Source organism: Bacillus cereus group sp. MYBK139-1, from assembly GCF_051916915.1.
GTDB classification, from domain to species: Bacteria; Bacillota; Bacilli; order Bacillales; family Bacillaceae_G; genus Bacillus_A; species Bacillus_A pacificus.
This window is the reverse complement of sequence record NZ_JBQAHO010000012.1, coordinates 20,105-41,677: the sequence shown is the minus strand read 5'-3', so window position 1 is coordinate 41,677 and position 21,573 is coordinate 20,105. Positions and strand designations below refer to the sequence as shown.

Below are 21,573 nucleotides of genomic sequence, written 5' to 3'. Positions count from 1 at the left end.
CTTCTCATAATTGAGAAGCTTATTTTGCTGTTTCGATATAATCTTGAAGCTCGTTTAAGATTTGCTCAGCGCCTTCTTTGCTTAAGATAATTTTACCTTCAGCTAAAGATAGGTTACCATCAGATACTTCACCAGTTACTTGGCAAGTCATGTTTGGCTTATATTTTTTTAAGATGATTTTCTCGTCATCAACATAGATTTCAAGAGCATCCTTTTCTGCAATACCTAAAGTACGGCGTAATTCGATTGGAATTACTACACGACCTAATTCATCAACTTTACGAACGATACCAGTAGATTTCATAATTCTTTTCCTCCTAAAGAAATAGTTTATAAGTTTCGAGTCTATTTTTAGATTCGTCATTTTTCGACAAAATACCCTATGGACATATGATACCAATCATTTACATTTCCGTCAATTCTTTAATTCTATATTTTTTAAAAAGATTTATAGATTTCTTACTTCTTATATATAATAGAATGGGAGTAATTTCTACTATTATTTCACTTTATTTTCAGAAAAGTTTTTAAATTATAAGTAGAGATTGTATATTTTCTTGAAATATGAGTAATAGATGATAAATATACTAATCATTAACTCGTTTTTATCACGTATTAACAAGCAATAAGATTCTAAATTTAAAGTTCGTCCGGAGCAAAGAAGTTAAGTGGGAGTCGGGCTGCTCGTAAAGGCCCAATTGGTACGGGCTAATAATCCGCGGGAGGGAACAAAACCCCGACAGATTAAAGTTTCACTTTATATATAAGTTTTTGATATACTATTTATAAATACATATGAGGTTATCCGGGAGGTCCAAAACAATGACAGAGGAAAACAAATCCTTTTATATTACTACCCCAATTTATTATCCAAGTGGAAAATTACACATTGGACATGCTTATACAACGGTAGCAGGAGATGCGATGGCACGATATAAGCGTATGCAAGGATATAATGTTCATTATTTAACAGGAACTGATGAGCATGGACAGAAGATCCAAAAGAAAGCAGAAGAATTAAATGTTACACCACAAGCATATGTGGATAACATCGTTGCAGGAATTAAAGAACTTTGGAAGAAGATGGATATCTCTTATGATGATTTTATTCGTACAACGGAAGATCGTCATAAAGATGTTGTTGAAAAAATCTTCAAGCAACTAGTAGATCAAGGCGATATTTACCTTGATGAATATGAAGGTTGGTATTCTGTACAAGATGAGACTTTCTATACGGAGCACCAATTAGTAGATCCAATTATGGAAGGTGACAAAGTAGTTGGAGGAAAAAGTCCAGATAGTGGTCATGATGTAGAGCTTGTTCGTGAAGAATCTTATTTCTTTAGAATGGGTAAATACGTAGACAGACTATTAAAATTCTATGAAGAGAATCCACATTTCATTCAGCCAGAGTCTCGTAAGAATGAAATGATTAATAACTTCATTAAACCAGGCTTAGAAGATTTAGCAGTTTCTCGTACTTCATTTGACTGGGGAGTTCGTGTTCCAGGTAACCCGAAACACGTTATTTACGTATGGGTTGACGCGTTATCTAACTATATTACAGCATTAGGTTATGGAACAGAAAATGAAGAGATGTATAAGAAATTCTGGCCAGCAGATGTGCATTTAGTTGGAAAAGAAATCGTTCGTTTCCATACAATTTATTGGCCAATCATTTTAATGGCATTAGATTTACCTCTTCCGAAAAAAGTATTTGCTCACGGTTGGATTCTAATGAAGGATGGAAAGATGAGTAAGTCAAAAGGTAACGTAGTAGATCCAGTTACATTAATCGATCGTTACGGATTAGATGCATTACGTTATTACTTACTTCGTGAAGTTCCGTTCGGATCTGATGGCGTATTCACACCAGAAGGATTTGTGGAGCGTATTAATTTCGATTTAGCAAATGACTTAGGTAACTTATTAAATCGTACAGTAGCTATGATTGATAAATACTTTAACGGAGAAATCCCTGCATTTAAAGCAAATGTAACGGAATTTGATGGAACGTTAGTAACGTTTGCACAGGATACATTGAAAAAAGTAGAAGAAGCAATGGAGAATATGGAATTCTCTGTAGCTCTAAGCTCAATTTGGCAATTGGTTAGCCGTACGAATAAATATATTGATGAAACACAACCGTGGGTATTAGCAAAAGATGAGAATGATCGTGAAAAGTTAGCTTCTGTAATGGCTCATTTAGCAGAAGTACTTCGTCAAACAGGTATTATGCTTATGCCATTCTTAACAGTAGCACCAAGCAAGATGTTTGCTCAGCTTGGCCTTACTGAAGAAGCACATACATCTTGGGAAAGCCTGTCTACAATTGGATGCATTCCAGCTGGAACAAAAGTAGAAAAAGGAAACCCAATTTTCCCTCGTTTAGAAATGGAAGTAGAGGTAGAGTACATTAAAGAACAAATGAAAGCCTCTGCTCCTAAAGTAGAAGAGAAAAAAGAAGAAGAACCGAAGGCAGAAGAAATTACAATTGATGATTTCTTTAAAGTAGAACTACGCGTAGCTGAAGTACTATCTGCTGAACCTGTAAAAAAAGCAGACAAGTTGTTAAAAATTCAACTAGACTTAGGCACAGAAAAGCGTCAAGTTGTTTCTGGAATTGCAAAATTCTATTCGCCAGATGATCTAAAAGGTAAAAAGGTTATTTGTGTAACAAACTTAAAACCTGTAAAATTACGCGGTGAATTATCACAAGGTATGATTTTAGCGGGTGAAGAGAATGGCGTATTGTCATTAGCATCAATCGACCAAAATCTACCAAACGGTACAAAAATTAAGTAATTAAGACAAGAAAAGAGATGTTTCACGTGTAACATGTGTGAAGCGTCTTTTTTCTTTTTACACTCTCAATTTTTGCATTAAGATTGTAGTATTGTTATCGTTAAGTTATAAAAGAGCTTATTTGCGTAGAATAAATTTGATTTCAATATAAAAGGAGTTATGTATGATGTTGTTTGATACACATTCACATTTGAATGCAGAGCAATTTGAAGAAGACTTGCAAGAAGTAATTGCCCGAATGAAAGAAGCGGGGGTTACTTATACAGTTGTTGTTGGTTTTGATGAAGTAACGATAAAAAAGGCGATTGAATTAGCTGAAGCCTATGATTTTATTTATGCCGCGGTTGGATGGCACCCAGTTGATGCAATCGACATGACAGAAGAGCATTTAGCTTGGTTAGAAGAACTTGCTTCTCATCCTAAAGTCGTTGCACTTGGAGAAATGGGCTTAGATTATCACTGGGATAAGTCTCCAAAAGAAATACAGAAAGAAGTATTCCGTAAACAAATTGCATTAGCGAAAAAAGTAAAATTGCCGATTATTATACATAACCGCGATGCAACTCAAGATATTGTTGATATTTTAGAAGAAGAGAATGCAGCTGAAGTAGGAGGCATTATGCATTGCTTTAGCGGCAGCGTAGAGGTAGCAGAGCGATGTGTTGATATGAACTTTTTAATTTCGTTAGGTGGACCAGTTACATTTAAAAATGCTAAGAAACCGAAAGAAGTTGCTACGGAGATTCCATTAGAGAAATTATTAATAGAGACGGATTGTCCGTATTTAACACCACATCCATTTCGTGGAAAACGAAATGAACCAAGTTATGTAAAACTCGTAGCAGAAGAAATTGCGAACTTAAAAGGAATTTCTTATGAGGAAGTAGCAGAAATGACAACGAAAAATGCAAAAGCTTTATTTGGTGTTGAATAAAAGAGTGGGAGAACCCATTCTTTTTTTATTTTTGTGAAAAAATAGCAGGAGTGACAGAGAAGATAAGGACGAATGAGTAAGTGGTACAATAAGGAGAGAGAACAAAGTTTTGGACATTCTATTTTTTAAAATGTAAGAATGGGGAAAATAATAATGGAAAAGTCGTCATTTTTTTGTTTTACTAAGTAGAGACGAAACGAGTGTGGAGGCAAGCATGAAAATTAAAGAGATTATCGTTGTAGAAGGTAAAGATGATACAGTTGCGATTAAGCGTGCTGTTGATGCGGATACAATTGAAACGAACGGTTCAGCAATCGGTGATCATGTTATTGAACAAGTTAAATTGGCGCTGCAAAAACGAGGCGTTATTATTTTTACAGATCCGGATTATCCTGGAGAGCGTATTCGAAAAATTATTTCTGATAAGGTGCCGGGATGTAAACATGCGTTTTTACCGAAGGAAGAAGCACTTGCTAAGAGGAAAAAAGGTGTCGGAATTGAACATGCTTCTAATGAATCAATTCGCCGTGCTTTAGAGAATATACATGAAGAAATGGAAGCTTACACAAGTGAAATCAGTTGGAGCGATCTAGTCGATGCAGGTTTAGTGGGCGGAGAAATGGCAAAGAGTCGCAGAGAAAGAATGGGTAAGCTATTAAAGATTGGTTATACAAACGCAAAACAGTTACATAAACGTTTACAAATGTTTCAAGTTTCAAAAGAATCATTTGCAGAAGCTTATAAGCAAGTCATACAGGAGGAAAGAAAATGAAGGATATCGCAACGCCAAATCGTACGAAAGACATTGTTGAGAAGTATGGATTTTCATTCAAAAAAAGTTTAGGGCAAAATTTTTTAATTGATACGAATGTATTAAACCGTATCGTTGATCACGCTGAAATTGGTTCAGAAAGTGGTGCAATTGAAATTGGACCAGGTATCGGTGCATTAACAGAACAATTAGCGAAGCGTGCTAAAAAAGTAGTGGCTTTTGAAATTGATCAAAGGTTATTACCGATTTTAGATGAGACGTTAGCTCCATATGGAAACGTTACTGTTATCAATAAAGATGTACTAAAGGCAGATGTACATGAGGTGTTTAGTGAGCAATTTGAGGAAGGGCAAGATGTAATGGTAGTAGCTAACTTACCATACTATATTACGACGCCAATTTTATTTAAATTGCTGGAAGAGAAATTACCGGTTCGTGGATTCGTTGTTATGATGCAAAAAGAAGTTGGGGATCGTTTAGCGGCTAAACCTGGAACGAAAGAGTATGGTTCTTTATCCATTGCTATTCAGTATTATACAGAGGTAGAAACAGTTATGACTGTACCGCGTACAGTGTTTGTGCCACAACCAAATGTTGATTCTGCAATTATCCGCCTCCTAAAGCGTCCGAAACCAGTGGTAGAAGTAACAGATGAGACATTTTTCTTTGAAGTAGTACGAGCAAGTTTTGCACAGCGTCGTAAAACTTTAATGAATAATTTATCAAATAATTTAAATGGTTTCCCGAAAGATAAAGAGCTGTTGGATCGAATTTTAACAGAAGTAGGAATTGATCCGAAACGAAGAGGTGAGACGCTATCTATCGAGGAGTTTGCAACATTAAGTAATGCATTAGTTCTTCATAAGTTATCATAAGAGTACAAAAGGGACAGTTCAATTTGAACTGTCTCTTTTGTCACCTTTCCCCTCCTACATTCATATTTTAAAAACAGGTAAGATGGCCTAACGAGTTTGGAGGTAGGAGAATGGTTTTACATGTTGGAGAATTAGTGGAACGATATTCTCATAATAGGGATATCCTTTTTCGTATTATAGAAATAAAAGGCGAGATAGCTATATTGTTTGGAGAGGAAATTAGATTAGTGGCAGATGCGCCACTTGAAGATTTAATTAGTATAGATCAACGAGAACATAAAAAGAGAGCGAAGCGTGAGAAAGAAACAATGGAGCGCACGTATCGTTTGTTTCAACAAGATTACGTATTAATGAAACAAAGGCATGAACACACTTCAACTGGTGGATATACAAGTGAAGTGAATTATTTTCAAATGCCAGGGCGTGTCTTGCACATAGATGGAGACCCGTTATATTTGCGTAAGTGCCTAGATTTATACAATAAAATTGGTGTTCCTGTACAAGGTATTCATTGTAAAGAAACAGAGATGCATGAAAAGGTAGTAGATTTAATAGATCATTTTCGTCCGGACATTTTAGTTATTACAGGGCACGATGCGTATACAAAATCAAAAGGGGTAAAGGGAGATTTAGCAGCATATAGGCATTCAAGGCATTTTGTACAGGCTGTTCGAGAAGTGCGAAAAAAATATCCATCATTGGATCAACTCGTTATTTTTGCTGGGGCATGTCAATCACACTTTGAAGCATTAATTCGAGCAGGCGCTAATTTTGCTAGTTCCCCATCTAGAATTAATATTCATGCACTAGACCCTGTATATGTGGTTGGTAAAATTAGTTTTACGTCATTTATGGAAAGGGTTAATGTATGGGATGTTGTACGTAATACGATTACTGGTGAAAAGGGGCTTGGCGGGATTGAGACGAGAGGGATTTTACGAACTGGATTACCCTTTCAACATTACGAAGAATAAGCAAGGTACATATGTATCTTGCTTTTTTGTATGGAGAGGATTTAAATCAGTTTGGATAAAAAGAGACAAGAACGCACAGACTACATAATGATACTTTTACAATATAGTATTTCTTCTATCTATTCGAACGCATGATGCTTTTATAATGATATTGTCTGTGAGTTGCGGTTAATAATTGGGATAGATATATCGTGTTTTAAGTGTTCAATCTAAATTACAGCGAGGTGTAACGAAGTATATGTCAAAACGTTTAGATGAAATTAAAAGCGAATTAGATCACCATCTTGGACAGAGACTGATGTTAAAGGCGAACAGTGGGAGAAGAAAAACTGTAGAACAATCAGGTGTACTCGCAGAAACGTACCGTTCTGTTTTTGTTGTACAACTGGATCAACAAGAAGATGCGTTACAACGTGTATCGTATAGCTATGCGGATGTTTTAACAGAGACAGTAGAGTTAACATTTTATGGTGAACCTCATAATGAAGTGATTTTATAATTCATGTATCGTTACATATATTCCCACAAATGAAAAGCTATATTATTTTGCATACTAATTATACCGTAGCAAAATAAGGAGGGACTCTGCATTGAGTAGACGAAGAGGTGTCATGTCAAATCAATTTAAAGAAGAGCTTGCAAAAGAGCTAGGCTTTTATGATGTTGTTCAGAAAGAAGGATGGGGCGGAATTCGTGCGAAAGATGCTGGTAACATGGTGAAACGTGCTATAGAAATTGCAGAACAGCAATTAATGAAACAAAACCAGTAGTTGTAAGATACTTTCTATGCTACGGTAGCCGAGGAGTGATTCCTCGGCTTTTTGTACTATAAAAGGTGCCATCATTTTACATAAGTAGTTTCATTCTGAATGCTTTTCGTTATAATTAGGGAAGTGTCATCGTCTTACTATAAATTTATGGTAAAATAAACGATAAAAGATTGAGTACATAGAGTGGGTGAATAGATTGAAGCTACTAGTGAAAGCACCAGCAAAGATTAATCTGTCGTTAGATGTACTGGGAAAAAGACAAGACGGATATCATGAAGTGAAAATGATTATGACAACAATTGATTTAGCGGATCGTTTAGAACTAATGGAATTAGCAGAAGACCGTATTGAAATTTTATCCCATAATCGGTATGTCCCAGACGACCAAAGAAATCTGGCTTATCAAGCAGCGAAATTATTAAAAGAGAAGTTTAATGTGAAAAAAGGTGTATCTATTACTATTGAAAAAACGATTCCAGTAGCAGCTGGATTAGCGGGTGGAAGTAGTGATGCAGCAGCGACATTACGTGGTCTTAATAAATTATGGAATTTAGGGCTTACAATTGATCAATTAGCAGAGCTTGGCGCAGAAATTGGGTCAGACGTATCGTTTTGCGTATATGGTGGGACAGCAATTGCCACTGGAAGAGGAGAGCAGATTGAGCACATAAAAACTCCACCTTCTTGTTGGGTTATTTTAGCAAAACCCCATATTGGTGTATCTACTGCTGATGTGTATGGAAATTTAAAGTTAAATCGGGTTACACATCCAAATGTAGATAAAATGGTGGATGTCATAAATGCTGGTGACTACAAAGGGATTTGTGATACTGTTGGTAACGTTTTAGAAGATGTAACGTTTGCGATGCATCCTGAAGTTGCACGTATTAAGGCACAGATGAAGCGATTTGGAGCAGATGCCGTATTAATGAGTGGTAGTGGTCCAACTGTATTCGGTTTGGTGCACCATGATTCGCGAATGCATCGTATATATAACGGATTAAAAGGATTTTGTGAACAAGTATACGCAGTACGTTTATTAGGAGAGCGAGAAACGCTTGAATAAAGACGTATAATACGTTATGATTTGTTTAGAATATTCGTGATTTGAGGTGAGAGTATGAAAATTAGACGAAGTACAAGATTAGTCGATATGACTTATTACTTGTTACAAAACCCTCGTCAGCTAGTTTCTCTCACTTTTTTTGCTGAAAGGTATCAATCAGCTAAGTCTTCTATTAGTGAAGATTTAGTTATTATTAAGCAAACGTTTGAACAACAAGGGGTCGGCACATTGCAAACGATACCAGGAGCAGCAGGAGGAGTGAAATATATACCATATATAAGTGAAGAAGAGGCAGATCTAATTATTGGTGAGCTTTGTAGCTTATTCGAAAATCCAGATCGTATTTTGCCTGGTGGTTACTTATATATGACAGATCTTTTAAGTAATCCTCGTCATATTAATGGCGCAGGTCGTTTATTTGCTTCTGTTTTTGCTAGGCAACCAATTGATGCAGTTATGACGGTCGCAACGAAGGGTATTCCACTTGCATATGCAGTGGCGAACTACTTAGATGTACCGGTAGTGATTGCAAGAAAAGATAATAAGGTAACAGAAGGACCCACTGTTAGTATTAACTATGTATCAGGTTCTTCTAAGCGAATTCAAACAATGACGTTAGCAAAGCGTAGCCTTCCAGAAGGATCAAATGTTTTAATTATTGATGACTTTATGAAAGCTGGCGGGACAATTCAAGGTATGATGAGTATGTTAGAAGAGTTTAAGGCTAATGTTGTTGGTATTGGTGTATTAGTAGAATCCACGGATATTGAAGAAAGACTAATTAATAACTTTGTATCATTGATTCGTCTATCGGAAGTTGATGTGAAAGAAAAAGCGATTCAAGTGGAAAAGGGAAATTATTCACTGGCACCATTTGATGAAGGGCTTGTAGAGGCTGAGTAAAAAGGTAAAGCAAATAGCTTTATCTTTTTTTATTCTATTTATAAGTTATAAAATAGATGGACAAACTGCTTTTCGTGCACTATTTTTAAAGAGTAAAAATAAATAATAAAAGGGTGAAAAGTATGAAAGTTGTTCAAACAAAAAATGCACCACAAGCAATTGGACCATATTCACAAGGGATTATTGTAAATAATATGTTTTACAGTTCAGGACAAATTCCGTTAACTGCAAATGGAGAGCTTGTAGCAGGAGACGTAACAGTACAAACAGAGCAAGTATTTCAAAATTTACAAGCAGTATTAGAAGAAGCAGGTGCTTCATTTGATACGGTAGTAAAAACAACAGTATTCTTAAAAGATATGGATGATTTTAATGCTGTTAATGAAGTATATGGATCTTATTTCTCTGCTCATAAGCCAGCTCGTTCTTGTGTACAAGTAGCAAAATTACCGAAAGATGTTTCAGTTGAAATTGAAGTAATTGCCCTAGTTAAGTAATTCTTTGTAAGCGATAACCTCTACTAATCTCTATATTCAATTACATTAAAAATTTTTATCTTAAAAATTTTTAAAAAATTAAAGGGAAAATAGAAATTTTGTGGAATTTATACAAATATATCGCTTATTTAGAAAAGGGTGGTGAACACAAGATGGAAGTGACTGACGTAAGATTACGCCGCGTAAACACAGAAGGCCGCATGAGAGCAATTGCCTCTATTACTCTAGACCATGAATTTGTTGTTCATGATATTCGTGTAATTGATGGTAATAATGGATTATTTGTAGCAATGCCAAGTAAACGTACTCCAGATGGAGAATTCCGTGACATTGCACATCCAATTAATTCTGGTACACGCTCTAAAATTCAAGATGCGGTTTTAACAGAGTATCATCGTTTAGGCGAGTTAGAAGAGGTTGAGTTTGAAGAAGCGGGTGCTTCGTAAAATTCGAATGAAAAGGGCTTTTTAGAGAAGCCCTATAATTTTCCAACAAACTCCTGTAAGCATTTACAGGGGTTTGTTTTTTGTGTTTATACATATATCTTGTTCGGAAAATTATAAATTAATAAAAAGAAAGGGGGAACTTCTAATTTTTTCAAAATCATTTTAAATAGTATAGCTTATTTCTTAAAAAAGATACTAAAGAGTAAAACATCTTATAAGAATTATGGTAAAATTTAATAGTTAAAATGTGTTTCTTGAAATATATGATGATTTAGGATAATATCGTTAATGGATAAATAGGTTGCGATGGAGGGTCTATATGTCAAACAGATTTGCAGTGATTCTAGCGGCAGGTAAAGGCACACGTATGAAGTCTAAGCTATACAAAGTGCTTCATCCTGTATGTGGAAAACCTATGGTACAACATGTTGTCGATCAAGTATCTCAATTAGGATTGCAGAAACTTGTAACAGTCGTAGGACATGGTGCTGAAATGGTACAAGAACAGCTAGGAAACGTAAGTGAGTTTGCATTACAAGCAGAACAACTTGGTACAGCACATGCTGTAGATCAAGCTGCAAGTGTACTTGCAAACGAAGAAGGAACAACTTTAGTTATTTGTGGTGATACGCCGCTGATAACTGCTGAAACGATGGAAGCATTACTTCAGCAACATAAAGAAGCAGGGGCAATGGCAACGGTATTAACAGCTTACATAGAAGAACCTGCTGGATATGGTCGTATCGTTCGTAATGAGAATGGTCATGTTGAAAAGATTGTTGAGCATAAGGATGCAAATGAGAAAGAATTAGCTATTAAAGAAATCAATACAGGTACGTATTGTTTTGATAATAAAGCTTTATTCGCTTCACTTTCTAAAGTTTCAAATGATAACGTACAAGGTGAATATTACCTGCCAGATGTTATTGAAATTTTAAAAAATGAAGGTCATATTGTATCAGCTTATCAAACAGAGCACTTCGATGAAACGTTAGGTGTTAACGACAGAGTCGCTCTATCGCAAGCGGAAATTATTATGAAAAACCGTATCAACCGAAAGAACATGGTAAATGGTGTTACTATTATTGATCCAAGTAACACGTATATTTCTGCTGATGCAATTATCGGTAGTGATACAGTTCTTCATCCAGGAACAATTATTGAGGGGAACACTGTAATTGGTTCTGATTGTGAGATTGGACCGCATACAGTAATTCGCGATAGTGAAATTGGAGATCGTACGACAATTCGTCAATCTACTGTACATGATAGTAAGCTTGGTACAGAAGTATCGGTTGGCCCATTTGCACATATTCGCCCAGATTCAGTTATTGGAGATGAAGTACGCGTTGGAAACTTCGTGGAAATCAAAAAAACTGTTTTTGGTAATAGAAGTAAAGCTTCACACTTAAGTTATATCGGGGATGCACAAGTTGGAGAAGACGTGAATCTTGGTTGTGGTTCAATTACGGTGAACTATGACGGTAAGAATAAATTCAAAACTGTGATTGGTAACGGGGTATTTATTGGATGTAATTCAAACCTTGTTGCTCCTGTAACAGTTGAAGACGGTGCTTATGTGGCAGCAGGCTCTACAATTACAGAGAATGTTCCATCAAAAGCATTGTCTGTAGCACGTGCACGTCAAGTTAATAAAGAAGACTATGTTGATCAATTGCTGAATAAGAAAAAATCATAATGTGGAGGGTTAATCTAGATGTCGACTCAATATCTAAATTCTAATTTGAAAGTATTCTCTTTAAACTCTAATAAGGAACTTGCTGAGCAAATTGCAAAGCACATTGGAGTAGGACTAGGAAAATGTTCTGTTGATCGTTTTAGTGATGGAGAAGTTCAAATTAACATTGAAGAAAGTATCCGTGGTTGCGATGTATTCATTATTCAATCTACAAGCTTCCCAGTAAACGAACATATCATGGAATTACTTATTATGATCGATGCATTAAAGCGTGCATCTGCAAAAACAATTAATATTGTTATTCCTTACTATGGTTATGCGCGTCAAGACCGTAAAGCGCGTTCTCGTGAACCAATTACATCGAAACTTGTAGCAAACTTGCTTGAAACAGCAGGTGCAACTCGTGTAATCACTCTAGATTTACATGCTCCACAAATTCAAGGGTTCTTTGATATCCCAATCGACCACCTAATGGGTGTACCGATTCTTTCAGATTACTTTGAAACAAAAGGTCTTAAAGATATCGTAATCGTGTCACCTGACCACGGTGGAGTAACTCGTGCTAGAAAAATGGCAGATCGCCTAAAAGCACCAATCGCTATTATTGATAAGCGTCGTCCTCGTCCGAACGTATCTGAGGTAATGAACATTATCGGTAATATTGAAGGTAAAACAGCAATTTTAATTGATGACATCATTGATACAGCTGGTACAATTACATTAGCAGCAAACGCTCTTGTTGAGAACGGTGCTTCTGAAGTATATGCTTGCTGTACACACCCAGTATTATCTGGTCCAGCAATTGAGCGTATCCAAAACTCAAATATTAAAGAGTTAGTTGTAACGAACTCTATCGTATTACCAGAAGAGAAGAAAATCGACAAAGTACATGAACTTTCAGTTGCTCCACTAATCGGAGAAGCAATCATTCGTGTATACGAAGAAGAATCTGTAAGTGTATTATTCAATTAATTGGATAGAATGAGACGTAACCAAGATTGGTTACGTCTTTTCGTATCGAAAAAAGAAAGTAGTGGTACAAGAATGAAATTGATAGTAGGACTTGGGAACCCAGGTAGAGAATATGAATTAACAAGGCATAATATTGGATTTATGGCGATTGATGAACTTGCGAAGCGTTGGAATATTGCTTTGAACGAACAAAAGTTTAAAGGAGTATTTGGTGCAGGATTTGTTAATGGAGAAAAAGTAATCTTATTAAAGCCACTTACATATATGAATTTATCTGGGGAAAGCATTCGTCCGCTAATGGATTACTATAAAATTGATGTAGAGGACTTCGTTGTTCTGTACGATGATTTAGACATCCCTGTAGGTAAATTACGCCTTCGTATGAAAGGCAGTGCGGGTGGACATAATGGTGTGAAATCAACAATTTCACATTTAGGAACACAAGAGTTTCAACGTATCCGCATGGGAATCGATCGTCCGAAAAATGGAATGAAGGTAGTAGATTACGTATTAGGACGTTTTACATCAGAAGAGATTCCTGATGTAAATCATTCTATTGAAAAAGCAGCAGATGCATGTGAAGAGTGGTTAAATAAACCTTTTCTTCAAATTATGAATACTTTCAATAGTTAAGGGTACAATTGGGAATATTTTATTTTATTTTTACCCATACTAGCAGTAATTGAATTTTTAGGAGGCTAGTATGGAAGGTTATTATTATTGCAGACATTGCGGGAGTAATGTAGGCTCCGTTACCGCAGAAAAAGTATATAGCGACGTTTTATTTCAACTAACAGAGCAAGAAGTAGTGGAGATGATTCATTTTCATGAGAATGGAAATATATATATAAAAACGATTTGTGAATTGTGTCAAGAAACGCTCGCATCTTATCCTGAGTATTATGAATATGAAAAATTTCTGCAATAAAATGTTGTCGCTTTGGCATGTCCAAAGCATTTTTCTGTTTTCTTTTTCCGAAATATTTGCATAAAATATAGTGGCTTGCTCTTTTATGTTGAGAGGGGTTTTGAAAATGATAGGTTTATTAGAGCAATTTTATAAAAATGAAGAGATCCAATCGGTCATTAATGGATTAGAAGATGGGTTAAAAGAGCAACTTGTATCAGGTATGGCAACCTCTTCTCGTTCGTTATTAATGGCGGCCTTATATAAAAAAACAAAAAAATCACAACTTATTGTGACGCATAATTTATATCAAGCACAAAAAGTACATGAAGACTTAGTGGCGTTACTTGGTGAAAAGGATGTATGGCTATATCCAGTAAATGAATTGATAGCATCAGAACTTGGTGTTGCAAGCCCAGAATTGAAGGCGCAACGTATTGAAGTGTTAAATCGCTTAGCTGCAGGAGAGCATGGGATTATTGTAGCACCAGTTGCAGGACTACGCAGATTTTTACCAATGAAAGAGTTGTGGAAGCAAAGGCAAATCGAAATCAGTCTAGGGCAAGAGATTGATTTAGATACATTTTTGCATACTTTACATCATATTGGCTATGAGCGTAAGTCTATGGTAGAAGCTCCTGGAGAATTTAGTTTGCGTGGGGGAATATTAGATATATATCCACTAACTGAAGAGTTACCATTTCGTATTGAATTTTTCGATACAGAAGTCGATTCTATTCGATTATTTGATGTGGATGAACAGCGCTCTCAAGATAAAAAAGAAAGTGTTAGATTTGGTCCAGCAACAGAGTTTTTATTTTCGCAGGAAGAATTGAAATCAGGAATTAAGCATCTTGAAGAAGGTCTGACTAAGACGATGCAAAAACTTTCTGATGATAAGTTGAAGACTACAGTACTTGAGACGGTAAGTCATGAAATTGAGATGTTGAAAAACGGGCAAAGTATAGAACAGATGTTTAAATATTTATCTATTTTCTATAACGAACCTGCTAGTCTGATAGATTATTTACCAGAAGATGGTGTTGTGATTTTAGATGAGATTTCACGTATTCAAGAAACAGCATCACATCTTGAAACAGAAGAGGCGGAATGGTATATATCCCTTCTTGGTGAGGGAACAATCATTCAAGATTTATCTTTCTCTCATTCGTTTGAAGAATTTCTTCATCATAAAAAAAGAAGTTTTGTATATTTAACGTTATTCTTACGCCACATAGCACATACACATCCGCAAAACATTGTGAATGTGACATGTAAAACAATGCAAGATTTCCATGGGCAGATGCAGTTGTTGAAAACTGAAATTGATAGATGGAACGAAGGGCATTTTACGACTGTGGTGCTAGGTACAGATGATGAACGTGTGAAAAAACTACAACATATTTTAAGTGATTATGATATTGAGGCAGATATTGTAGAGGGTACAGATATATTATTGTCTGGAAGGTTACAAATTGCTGTAGGTGATTTACATGCAGGATTTGAAATGCCGATGCAAAAGCTTGTTGTCATTACTGAAAAAGAGCTTTTTCATAAGAAAGTTAAAAAATCACAACGTAAGCAAAAGTTATCGAATGCTGAACGTATTAAAAGTTATTCGGAATTAAAAGTTGGGGATTATGTAGTTCATGTAAATCATGGTATAGGTAAATTCTTAGGTATTGAGACATTAGAGATTAACGGTGTTCATAAAGATTATTTGAATATTAAATATCAAGGTAATGATAAGTTATACGTTCCAATTGAACAAATTGACCAAGTGCAAAAATATGTAGGATCTGAGGGTAAGGATCCGAAAGTTTATAAACTGGGCGGAAATGATTGGAAGAAGGTCAAAACGAAAGTTGAAAAATCTGTACAAGACATTGCGGATGACCTAATTAAACTATATGCTGAGCGCGAAGCTTCAAAGGGTTATGCATATACACCGGATACGGCAGAACAACAAGAATTCGAGTCCTCTTTCCCGTATCAAGAGACAGAGGATCAATTACGTTCTATTGAAGAGATTAAAAAGGATATGGAACGCGGACGTCCTATGGATAGGCTTCTTTGTGGTGATGTAGGATATGGAAAGACGGAAGTAGCTATTCGTGCGGCGTTTAAAGCAATTATGGATGAAAAACAAGTTGCAATTTTAGTGCCGACAACAATCCTTGCACAACAACACTATGAAACAATTCGAGAGCGTTTTCAAGATTATCCAATCAATATAGGATTATTAAGTAGATTCCGTACGAGAAAGCAGCAAAATGAAACAATTAAAGGTTTAAAAGATGGCACAGTAGATATTGTAATCGGAACGCATCGTATTTTATCTAAAGATGTTACTTATAAAGATTTGGGTCTTCTTATTATTGATGAAGAACAAAGATTTGGCGTAACGCATAAAGAAAAAATTAAACAATTAAAAGCAAATGTTGACGTATTAACATTAACGGCAACTCCGATTCCGCGTACGCTTCATATGTCTATGCTTGGTGTGCGTGATTTATCTGTTATTGAGACGCCGCCGGAAAATCGTTTCCCAGTTCAAACATATGTAGTAGAGTATAATCCAGCGTTAATGCGAGAAGCGATAGAACGCGAACTTGCAAGAGGTGGTCAAGTTTACTTCCTGTATAATCGTGTGGAGGATATCGAACGAAAAGCAGATGAAATTTCGATGTTAGTTCCAGATGCGCGTGTAACTTATGCACATGGGAAAATGAATGAGAGTGAATTAGAGTCTGTTATGCTATCGTTTTTAGAAGGACAGCATGATGTTCTTGTAAGTACAACGATTATTGAGACGGGTGTAGATATTCCAAATGTAAATACATTAATTGTATTTGATGCAGATCGTATGGGATTATCGCAGTTGTATCAGCTACGTGGGCGTGTTGGACGTTCTAATCGTGTTGCATATGCTTACTTTGCATACAAACGGGATAAAGTGTTATCAGAAGTTGCGGAGAAGCGTCTGCAAGCCATTAAGGAGTTCACAGAGCTTGGATCTGGTTTCAAAATTGCGATGCGAGATTTATCAATTCGTGGTGCTGGTAACTTGTTAGGAGCCGAACAACATGGATTTATTGATTCTGTCGGCTTTGATTTATATTCTCAAATGTTAAAAGATGCAATTGAACAGCGTAGAGGAACAGACGGAGTTGAAAATACAGTTAATGTTGAAATTGATTTAGAAGTAGATGCATATTTACCGGATGCTTATATTTCAGATAGTAAACAAAAAATCATGATGTATAAACAGTTTAGAGGTGTTTCTGCGATTGAGGATATCGAAGAGTTGCAGGAAGAGATGATAGATAGATTTGGTGATTACCCGCAAGAAGTTGGTTACTTATTACAAATCGCAAATATTAAAGTGTTGGCAATGAAAGAACAAATTGAGTTAATTAAACAAAATAAATTTGAAGTAACAATTCTGTTCTCAGAACAAGCGAGTCAAAACATTGATGGCGGAAAATTATTCATGCTCGGAAATAGTTTTGGACGTATGATTGGTTTAGGAATGGAAGGATCACAATTGAAAATCGTCATGAAAACAAATGGCTTAGAGACATCGAAGTGGTTAACAATTGCTGAAAATTTATTAAAAGGCTTGCCAGATGTAAAAAAAGAAGTCATAAATGCCTAATATTAGATAAAAAAATGCAATTCGACGTGCATAGAAGAACTAATGTGTAAAATACTATGTCTAACAGTTGGTGATTTTTACATGAACAGGTAAATTCACCACTTTGATCATCAGTAGAAAGTGAGGCAGCATTAGAATGAAAGCAACTGGAATCGTACGTCGAATTGATGATTTAGGTAGGGTAGTAATCCCGAAGGAAATTCGTAGAACTTTACGTATTCGAGAAGGGGACCCACTAGAAATATTTGTAGATCGCGATGGAGAAGTAATTTTAAAGAAATATTCTCCAATTAGCGAGCTAGGTGATTTTGCAAAAGAATATGCAGATGCTTTATATGATAGCTTAGGACATAATGTGCTTGTGTGTGATCGAGATTCTGTTATCGCAGTATCAGGTGTATCAAAAAAAGAATACTTAAATAAAAGCGTTGGCGATCTAATTGAAAAAACGATGGAAGAAAGAAAGTCTGTTATTATGACGGACGAAAGTGATATTTCCATTATTGATGGTGTAACAGAAAAGGTTCATTCTTATACAGTTGGACCGATTGTTGCAAATGGAGACCCAATTGGAGCTGTCATTATTTTTTCAAAAGAAGCGATTATAAGCGAAATAGAGCACAAGGCGGTCAATACTGCTGCCAGTTTCTTAGCGAAACAAATGGAACAGTAAAGGTGTATAATTTTAGAAGTAGCAATCTTTCCTAATTATGATATTTCTTTTTGAGAAATCAATTATTTGGAGATATATGTATATTGAATGAAGGTAGCGTTTTGCTACCTTTTTTCATTGAATATTTCTAGCGTTACACGAATGTATTGTTACTGGTGTAGGTAAGGAAGCTTGTCCTTTTCTTTATGATATAATACGAGGGGTGAGAATAGAAAAAGGAGTTTTCTTGCATGGAATCGAAGAAGTATCAAGCCTTTTGGCGTGGGGCTATTATATTAACAATCGCAAGTTTTGTTACAAAGGTATTAAGCGCCTTTTACCGTATTCCATATCAAAATATAGCGGGTGACGTTGGTTTTTATATTTACCAACAAATTTATCCGTTTTATGGATTTTGTTTAATTTTAGCTACTTATGGGTTCCCCATTATAATTTCAAAAATGGTTGCGGAACGATTAGAGCGAGGGAAAAAACAAGAAGCAGAAGAAATTATTTGTGTATCTTTTTGGTTTTTATTAGGGATTGGTTTCATAGGATTTTTTACATTGTTCTTTGGTGCCGAAGCAATTGCGATAGCTATGGGCGATATACACTTAGATAAGCTATTACGCGTTATTTCCTTTTCATTCATATTGATGCCGTTTTTATCTGTAGCAAGAGGATATTTCCAGGGGTTCAATAATATGATGCCAACAGCTGTTTCGCAAGTGATAGAACAAACGATTCGTGTTTCTATTATTGTATTTTTATCTCTATTCCTAATTGCTCACGAATTTGATTTATATACAGTTGGTGCAGGTGCTATGCTCGGTTCAATCGCAGGTGGATTGATTGGGATTATCGTACTTATACTTTATATGCGTCATGACTTTCGTTCTATATTCTTCAAAAGTGTAAAGAGGATTAAAGGGAAAAAGAAGATTATAAAAATCCTGTTTTGGCAGGGGTTAGCAATTTGTGTTAGTAACTTAGTGCTTATTTTTATACAGATGGCTGATTCTATTTCTTTCTATTCTTTACTTATTGGAGCAGGAGAGCCAGCTGAAAGTGCAAAGGTGTTAAAAGGTGTTTATGACAGAAGTATCCCGCTTATGCAATTAGGTACTGTCGTGACAACTTCCTTCTCGTTGTCGCTTATTCCAATTATTACAGCAGCGAAGGAAAGAGGAGATCTTACCTTTATTCGAGAAAAGGTAAGGCTAGCGATGAAAATAACATTTGTTATCGGATTTGCAGCAGCCATTGGATTAACTTGTATTATCCAGCCTACGAATATTATGTTGTTTGAAAATAGTGATGGGTCAGATGTTTTATCTATTTTATCTTTATCTATTTTATTTAGTTCATTGTCGATTACAACTGCTTCTATTTTGCAAGGGTTAGGACAAACATTAAAACCAGCAATATTCGTTATATTTGGCGGTTGTTTAAAGTTAGCTTTAAATTATATATTAATGCCGTATTTTAGTGTGAAGGGAGCTGCAATTGCAACGCTAGTTGCGTTAATTGTAATTTCTATACTAAATAGTGTATTACTTATGCGAGCTGTATCCGAATCGCTTATCGACAAACGGAATATGTTAGGTGTAGTTATTAGTGGTATCGGTATGGGATTTGTACTAATAATGTTTATGCGTGTATTGCAAATGTCTGGATTAGTAATGGATACAAGTCATAGAGGTGTTGCAACACTTGAGGCGTTGTTAGGTGTAGCCATCGGCGGATTGGCATATATGTTTTTAATTTTAAAATTACGTGTATTTACAAAAGCGGAAATAGGAACCGTTATGAAAAAAGAGAAAAAAGAAGGTTCATTGAAGAAGAGTGGATAGAGGTGGCAGGTTGTGAGTGGAATCATTACTATTTTAGGATTAGGTGCTGGTGAATTAGATCAGTTAACGATGGGTGTATATCGAAAAATAAAAGAAGCAGATCACATGTTTGTTAGGACGAAGGAACATCCCGTTATAGAAGAGTTGGAGAAAGAAGGTATACAATATACTGCCTTTGACAATGTATATGAAGCGCATGATACATTTGAAATTGTATATGAAACAATTGCGAATACATTGTTAGAACAAGCTGAAGGTACAGAAATCATCTATGCTGTTCCAGGGCATCCGCTTGTAGCGGAAAGAACGGTTCAACTACTGTTGGAAAAAGGCGAGATAGCGAATGTTGAAGTGCGAATTGAAGGTGGGCAAAGTTTCCTTGATCCTATGTTTGCAAGTCTTAAGATTGATCCGATTGAAGGGTTCCAATTAATTGACGCCACATCATTTGAAAGAGGACAATTAGAATTACGTCAACACTTAATCTTTTGCCAAGTATATGACGCATTCGTTGCATCAGATGTGAAATTAACATTAATGGAGATGCTGCCAGATGATTATGAAGTGTATATCGTAACAGCTGCAGGGACTTCATTTGAGCAAGTGAAAAAGGTGCCGTTGTACATGTTAGATCATGAAACGGAGTTGAATAACTTAACGAGTGTATATGTACCACCAGTTCAGGAACGTGAGTCCTTATATCAACAGTTTGATGTACTTCGAGAAATTATTGCAGACCTTCGTGGTCCAAATGGTTGCCCGTGGGATAAAAAGCAAACACATCAATCTTTAAAGAAGTATTTAATTGAGGAAGCGTATGAAGTGTTAGAAGCAATTGATGAAGAGGATGATGATCACTTAGTAGAAGAACTAGGTGATGTATTATTACAAGTTATGCTTCATGCCCAAATCGGAGAGGACGAAGGTTGGTTCTCTATAGATGATATTATTCGAACTTTATCTGAGAAAATGGTTCGTCGTCATCCGCATGTATTTGGGAATACGGATGTAAATAATGCCGATGAAGTAATTGCCAATTGGGAAGAAATTAAAAAACAAGAAAAAGGGTTTGTAAAAGAATCTGTTTTAAATGGAGTTCCAAAAAGTTTGCCGCAGTTACTACGCGCTTATGAAATCCAGAAAAAAGCTGGTAAGGTTGGTTTCGATTGGGTGGATGTACAGCCGATGATAGAGAAAGCCTTAGAAGAATGGCAAGAGTTCCAACAAGAAGTCGCAAATATGGATGAGGCGAAGATGTTAAGTGAATTTGGCGATTTACTATTTGCGTTTGTTAATATAGCTCGTCATTATAAAATAGATCCAGAAGAAGCGTTACGTTCAACAAATGAGAAATTCGTCAGTCGTTTTTTATACATGGAAGCAAAGGTAGCTGAAATGAATAAAGAGATGCAAGATTTATCATTAGAGCAGTTAGATGTTTTCTGGGAAGAGGCAAAACAAACAGAGCGTTAATAGGGGGATTTAATATGCGTCTAGATAAGTTTTTAAAAGTATCACGTTTAATTAAAAGAAGAACATTGGCGAAAGAAGTAGCTGATCAAGGAAGAATATCCATTAACGGTCAAGTGGCAAAAGCAAGTTCGGATGTGAAAGTAGCTGATGAATTAACAATTCGTTTTGGTCAAAAAATAGTAACTGTAAAAATAAATGAATTGAAAGAAACGACTAAAAAAGAAGATGCAGCAAATATGTATAGCTTAGTTCGTGAAGAAAAAGTAAAGGCCGAAGAAGGCTTGTTCTAAAATCGATTATCCCTTCATACATTACTA

General features: G+C 35.8%; 21 protein-coding genes. 20 read left to right on the top strand and 1 reads right to left on the bottom strand.

Translation table 11 applies throughout. From position 1 onward, the window contains the following. Nucleotides 1-19: 19 nt before the first annotated feature. Nucleotides 20-304, bottom strand: a complete 285-nt coding sequence (locus ACTFRS_RS28095; RefSeq protein WP_000843036.1) for an AbrB/MazE/SpoVT family DNA-binding domain-containing protein — start codon at nucleotides 302-304, stop codon at nucleotides 20-22. A 518-nt stretch (nucleotides 305-822) separates the two neighbouring features. Between ACTFRS_RS28095 and metG the strand changes: the two genes are divergently transcribed. From metG to ACTFRS_RS27995, 20 genes are all read left to right on the top strand, one after another. Further along, entirely contained in the window at nucleotides 823-2,805 is a 1,983-nt protein-coding gene (gene metG / locus ACTFRS_RS28090) for a methionine--tRNA ligase (protein ID WP_139869782.1), read from the top strand. A gap of 166 nt (nucleotides 2,806-2,971) precedes the next feature. Next, on the top strand, nucleotides 2,972-3,739 hold the full coding sequence (locus tag ACTFRS_RS28085) for a TatD family hydrolase (protein WP_087951390.1): 768 nt from the start codon (nucleotides 2,972-2,974) through the stop codon (nucleotides 3,737-3,739). Between the two features lie 214 nt (nucleotides 3,740-3,953). Then, on the top strand, nucleotides 3,954-4,511 hold the full coding sequence (gene rnmV / locus ACTFRS_RS28080; RefSeq protein WP_000692830.1) for a ribonuclease M5: 558 nt from the start codon (nucleotides 3,954-3,956) through the stop codon (nucleotides 4,509-4,511). Next, complete coding sequence (gene rsmA, locus ACTFRS_RS28075; RefSeq protein ID WP_000651552.1) at nucleotides 4,508-5,386, top strand: 16S rRNA (adenine(1518)-N(6)/adenine(1519)-N(6))-dimethyltransferase RsmA; 879 nt, start codon at nucleotides 4,508-4,510, stop codon at nucleotides 5,384-5,386. The genes rnmV and rsmA overlap by 4 nt, the downstream gene beginning before the upstream one ends. Before the next feature lie 110 nt (nucleotides 5,387-5,496). Continuing rightward, on the top strand, nucleotides 5,497-6,360 hold the full coding sequence (yabG, locus tag ACTFRS_RS28070) for a sporulation peptidase YabG (protein WP_000242870.1): 864 nt from the start codon (nucleotides 5,497-5,499) through the stop codon (nucleotides 6,358-6,360). Nucleotides 6,361-6,598: 238 nt separating this feature from the next. Continuing rightward, on the top strand, nucleotides 6,599-6,859 hold the full coding sequence (gene veg, locus ACTFRS_RS28065; protein ID WP_000044349.1) for a biofilm formation stimulator Veg: 261 nt from the start codon (nucleotides 6,599-6,601) through the stop codon (nucleotides 6,857-6,859). Between the two features lie 91 nt (nucleotides 6,860-6,950). Next, nucleotides 6,951-7,130, top strand: coding sequence for an acid-soluble spore protein SspF (sspF, locus tag ACTFRS_RS28060; protein ID WP_001985066.1), 180 nt, complete (start codon nucleotides 6,951-6,953; stop codon nucleotides 7,128-7,130). A gap of 196 nt (nucleotides 7,131-7,326) precedes the next feature. Then, nucleotides 7,327-8,196, top strand: coding sequence for a 4-(cytidine 5'-diphospho)-2-C-methyl-D-erythritol kinase (gene ispE / locus ACTFRS_RS28055; protein ID WP_000772094.1), 870 nt, complete (start codon nucleotides 7,327-7,329; stop codon nucleotides 8,194-8,196). 54 nt (nucleotides 8,197-8,250) lie between these two features. Continuing rightward, nucleotides 8,251-9,099, top strand: coding sequence for a pur operon repressor (purR, locus tag ACTFRS_RS28050; protein WP_000702473.1), 849 nt, complete (start codon nucleotides 8,251-8,253; stop codon nucleotides 9,097-9,099). Between the two features lie 122 nt (nucleotides 9,100-9,221). Continuing rightward, nucleotides 9,222-9,596, top strand: coding sequence for a RidA family protein (locus ACTFRS_RS28045; protein WP_139869783.1), 375 nt, complete (start codon nucleotides 9,222-9,224; stop codon nucleotides 9,594-9,596). A 152-nt stretch (nucleotides 9,597-9,748) separates the two neighbouring features. Then, nucleotides 9,749-10,042 (top strand): septation regulator SpoVG, encoded by a 294-nt coding sequence (gene spoVG, locus ACTFRS_RS28040; protein WP_000454041.1) that lies wholly within the window; start codon nucleotides 9,749-9,751, stop codon nucleotides 10,040-10,042. A 319-nt stretch (nucleotides 10,043-10,361) separates the two neighbouring features. Then, on the top strand, nucleotides 10,362-11,741 hold the full coding sequence (gene glmU / locus ACTFRS_RS28035; protein WP_000071036.1) for a bifunctional UDP-N-acetylglucosamine diphosphorylase/glucosamine-1-phosphate N-acetyltransferase GlmU: 1,380 nt from the start codon (nucleotides 10,362-10,364) through the stop codon (nucleotides 11,739-11,741). Between the two features lie 18 nt (nucleotides 11,742-11,759). Then, nucleotides 11,760-12,713 carry a ribose-phosphate diphosphokinase gene (locus tag ACTFRS_RS28030; RefSeq protein WP_000107420.1) on the top strand — a complete coding sequence of 318 codons (954 nt, stop codon included), beginning with the start codon at nucleotides 11,760-11,762 and terminating at the stop codon, nucleotides 12,711-12,713. Nucleotides 12,714-12,785: 72 nt separating this feature from the next. Further along, on the top strand, nucleotides 12,786-13,346 hold the full coding sequence (gene pth / locus ACTFRS_RS28025; RefSeq protein ID WP_277933113.1) for an aminoacyl-tRNA hydrolase: 561 nt from the start codon (nucleotides 12,786-12,788) through the stop codon (nucleotides 13,344-13,346). 70 nt (nucleotides 13,347-13,416) lie between these two features. Further along, nucleotides 13,417-13,641, top strand: coding sequence for an anti-sigma-F factor Fin (locus tag ACTFRS_RS28020; protein WP_000399440.1), 225 nt, complete (start codon nucleotides 13,417-13,419; stop codon nucleotides 13,639-13,641). Nucleotides 13,642-13,747: 106 nt separating this feature from the next. Further along, on the top strand, nucleotides 13,748-17,278 hold the full coding sequence (mfd, locus tag ACTFRS_RS28015; protein ID WP_440025857.1) for a transcription-repair coupling factor: 3,531 nt from the start codon (nucleotides 13,748-13,750) through the stop codon (nucleotides 17,276-17,278). Between the two features lie 136 nt (nucleotides 17,279-17,414). Beyond that, nucleotides 17,415-17,951, top strand: coding sequence for a stage V sporulation protein T (spoVT, locus tag ACTFRS_RS28010; RefSeq protein ID WP_139869785.1), 537 nt, complete (start codon nucleotides 17,415-17,417; stop codon nucleotides 17,949-17,951). 230 nt (nucleotides 17,952-18,181) lie between these two features. Continuing rightward, nucleotides 18,182-19,783, top strand: a complete 1,602-nt coding sequence (locus tag ACTFRS_RS28005) for a putative polysaccharide biosynthesis protein (protein WP_139869786.1) — start codon at nucleotides 18,182-18,184, stop codon at nucleotides 19,781-19,783. A gap of 12 nt (nucleotides 19,784-19,795) precedes the next feature. Next, nucleotides 19,796-21,256: a nucleoside triphosphate pyrophosphohydrolase gene (gene mazG, locus ACTFRS_RS28000; RefSeq protein WP_139869787.1), complete on the top strand. Its 1,461-nt coding sequence runs from the start codon at nucleotides 19,796-19,798 to the stop codon at nucleotides 21,254-21,256. 14 nt (nucleotides 21,257-21,270) lie between these two features. Further along, nucleotides 21,271-21,546, top strand: a complete 276-nt coding sequence (locus tag ACTFRS_RS27995) for an RNA-binding S4 domain-containing protein (RefSeq protein WP_001234876.1) — start codon at nucleotides 21,271-21,273, stop codon at nucleotides 21,544-21,546. The last annotated feature ends 27 nt before the right edge of the window (nucleotides 21,547-21,573 follow it).

What these genes read in the sequence shown, in the direction of transcription:
- ACTFRS_RS27995 (WP_001234876.1), top strand. Translation starts at nt 21,271, where the DNA reads ATGCGTCTAGATAAGTTTTTAAAAGTATCACGTTTAATTAAAAGAAGA.
- ACTFRS_RS28045 (WP_139869783.1), top strand. Translation starts at nt 9,222, where the DNA reads ATGAAAGTTGTTCAAACAAAAAATGCACCACAAGCAATTGGACCATAT.
- veg (WP_000044349.1), top strand. Translation starts at nt 6,599, where the DNA reads ATGTCAAAACGTTTAGATGAAATTAAAAGCGAATTAGATCACCATCTT.
- pth (WP_277933113.1), top strand. Translation starts at nt 12,786, where the DNA reads ATGAAATTGATAGTAGGACTTGGGAACCCAGGTAGAGAATATGAATTA.
- ACTFRS_RS28095 (WP_000843036.1), bottom strand. Translation starts at nt 304, where the DNA reads ATGAAATCTACTGGTATCGTTCGTAAAGTTGATGAATTAGGTCGTGTA.
- spoVT (WP_139869785.1), top strand. Translation starts at nt 17,415, where the DNA reads ATGAAAGCAACTGGAATCGTACGTCGAATTGATGATTTAGGTAGGGTA.
- rsmA (WP_000651552.1), top strand. Translation starts at nt 4,508, where the DNA reads ATGAAGGATATCGCAACGCCAAATCGTACGAAAGACATTGTTGAGAAG.
- mfd (WP_440025857.1), top strand. Translation starts at nt 13,748, where the DNA reads ATGATAGGTTTATTAGAGCAATTTTATAAAAATGAAGAGATCCAATCG.
- ACTFRS_RS28005 (WP_139869786.1), top strand. Translation starts at nt 18,182, where the DNA reads ATGGAATCGAAGAAGTATCAAGCCTTTTGGCGTGGGGCTATTATATTA.
- metG (WP_139869782.1), top strand. Translation starts at nt 823, where the DNA reads ATGACAGAGGAAAACAAATCCTTTTATATTACTACCCCAATTTATTAT.
- rnmV (WP_000692830.1), top strand. Translation starts at nt 3,954, where the DNA reads ATGAAAATTAAAGAGATTATCGTTGTAGAAGGTAAAGATGATACAGTT.
- ACTFRS_RS28030 (WP_000107420.1), top strand. Translation starts at nt 11,760, where the DNA reads ATGTCGACTCAATATCTAAATTCTAATTTGAAAGTATTCTCTTTAAAC.
- ACTFRS_RS28085 (WP_087951390.1), top strand. Translation starts at nt 2,972, where the DNA reads ATGTTGTTTGATACACATTCACATTTGAATGCAGAGCAATTTGAAGAA.
- spoVG (WP_000454041.1), top strand. Translation starts at nt 9,749, where the DNA reads ATGGAAGTGACTGACGTAAGATTACGCCGCGTAAACACAGAAGGCCGC.
- glmU (WP_000071036.1), top strand. Translation starts at nt 10,362, where the DNA reads ATGTCAAACAGATTTGCAGTGATTCTAGCGGCAGGTAAAGGCACACGT.
- yabG (WP_000242870.1), top strand. Translation starts at nt 5,497, where the DNA reads ATGGTTTTACATGTTGGAGAATTAGTGGAACGATATTCTCATAATAGG.
- purR (WP_000702473.1), top strand. Translation starts at nt 8,251, where the DNA reads ATGAAAATTAGACGAAGTACAAGATTAGTCGATATGACTTATTACTTG.
- ACTFRS_RS28020 (WP_000399440.1), top strand. Translation starts at nt 13,417, where the DNA reads ATGGAAGGTTATTATTATTGCAGACATTGCGGGAGTAATGTAGGCTCC.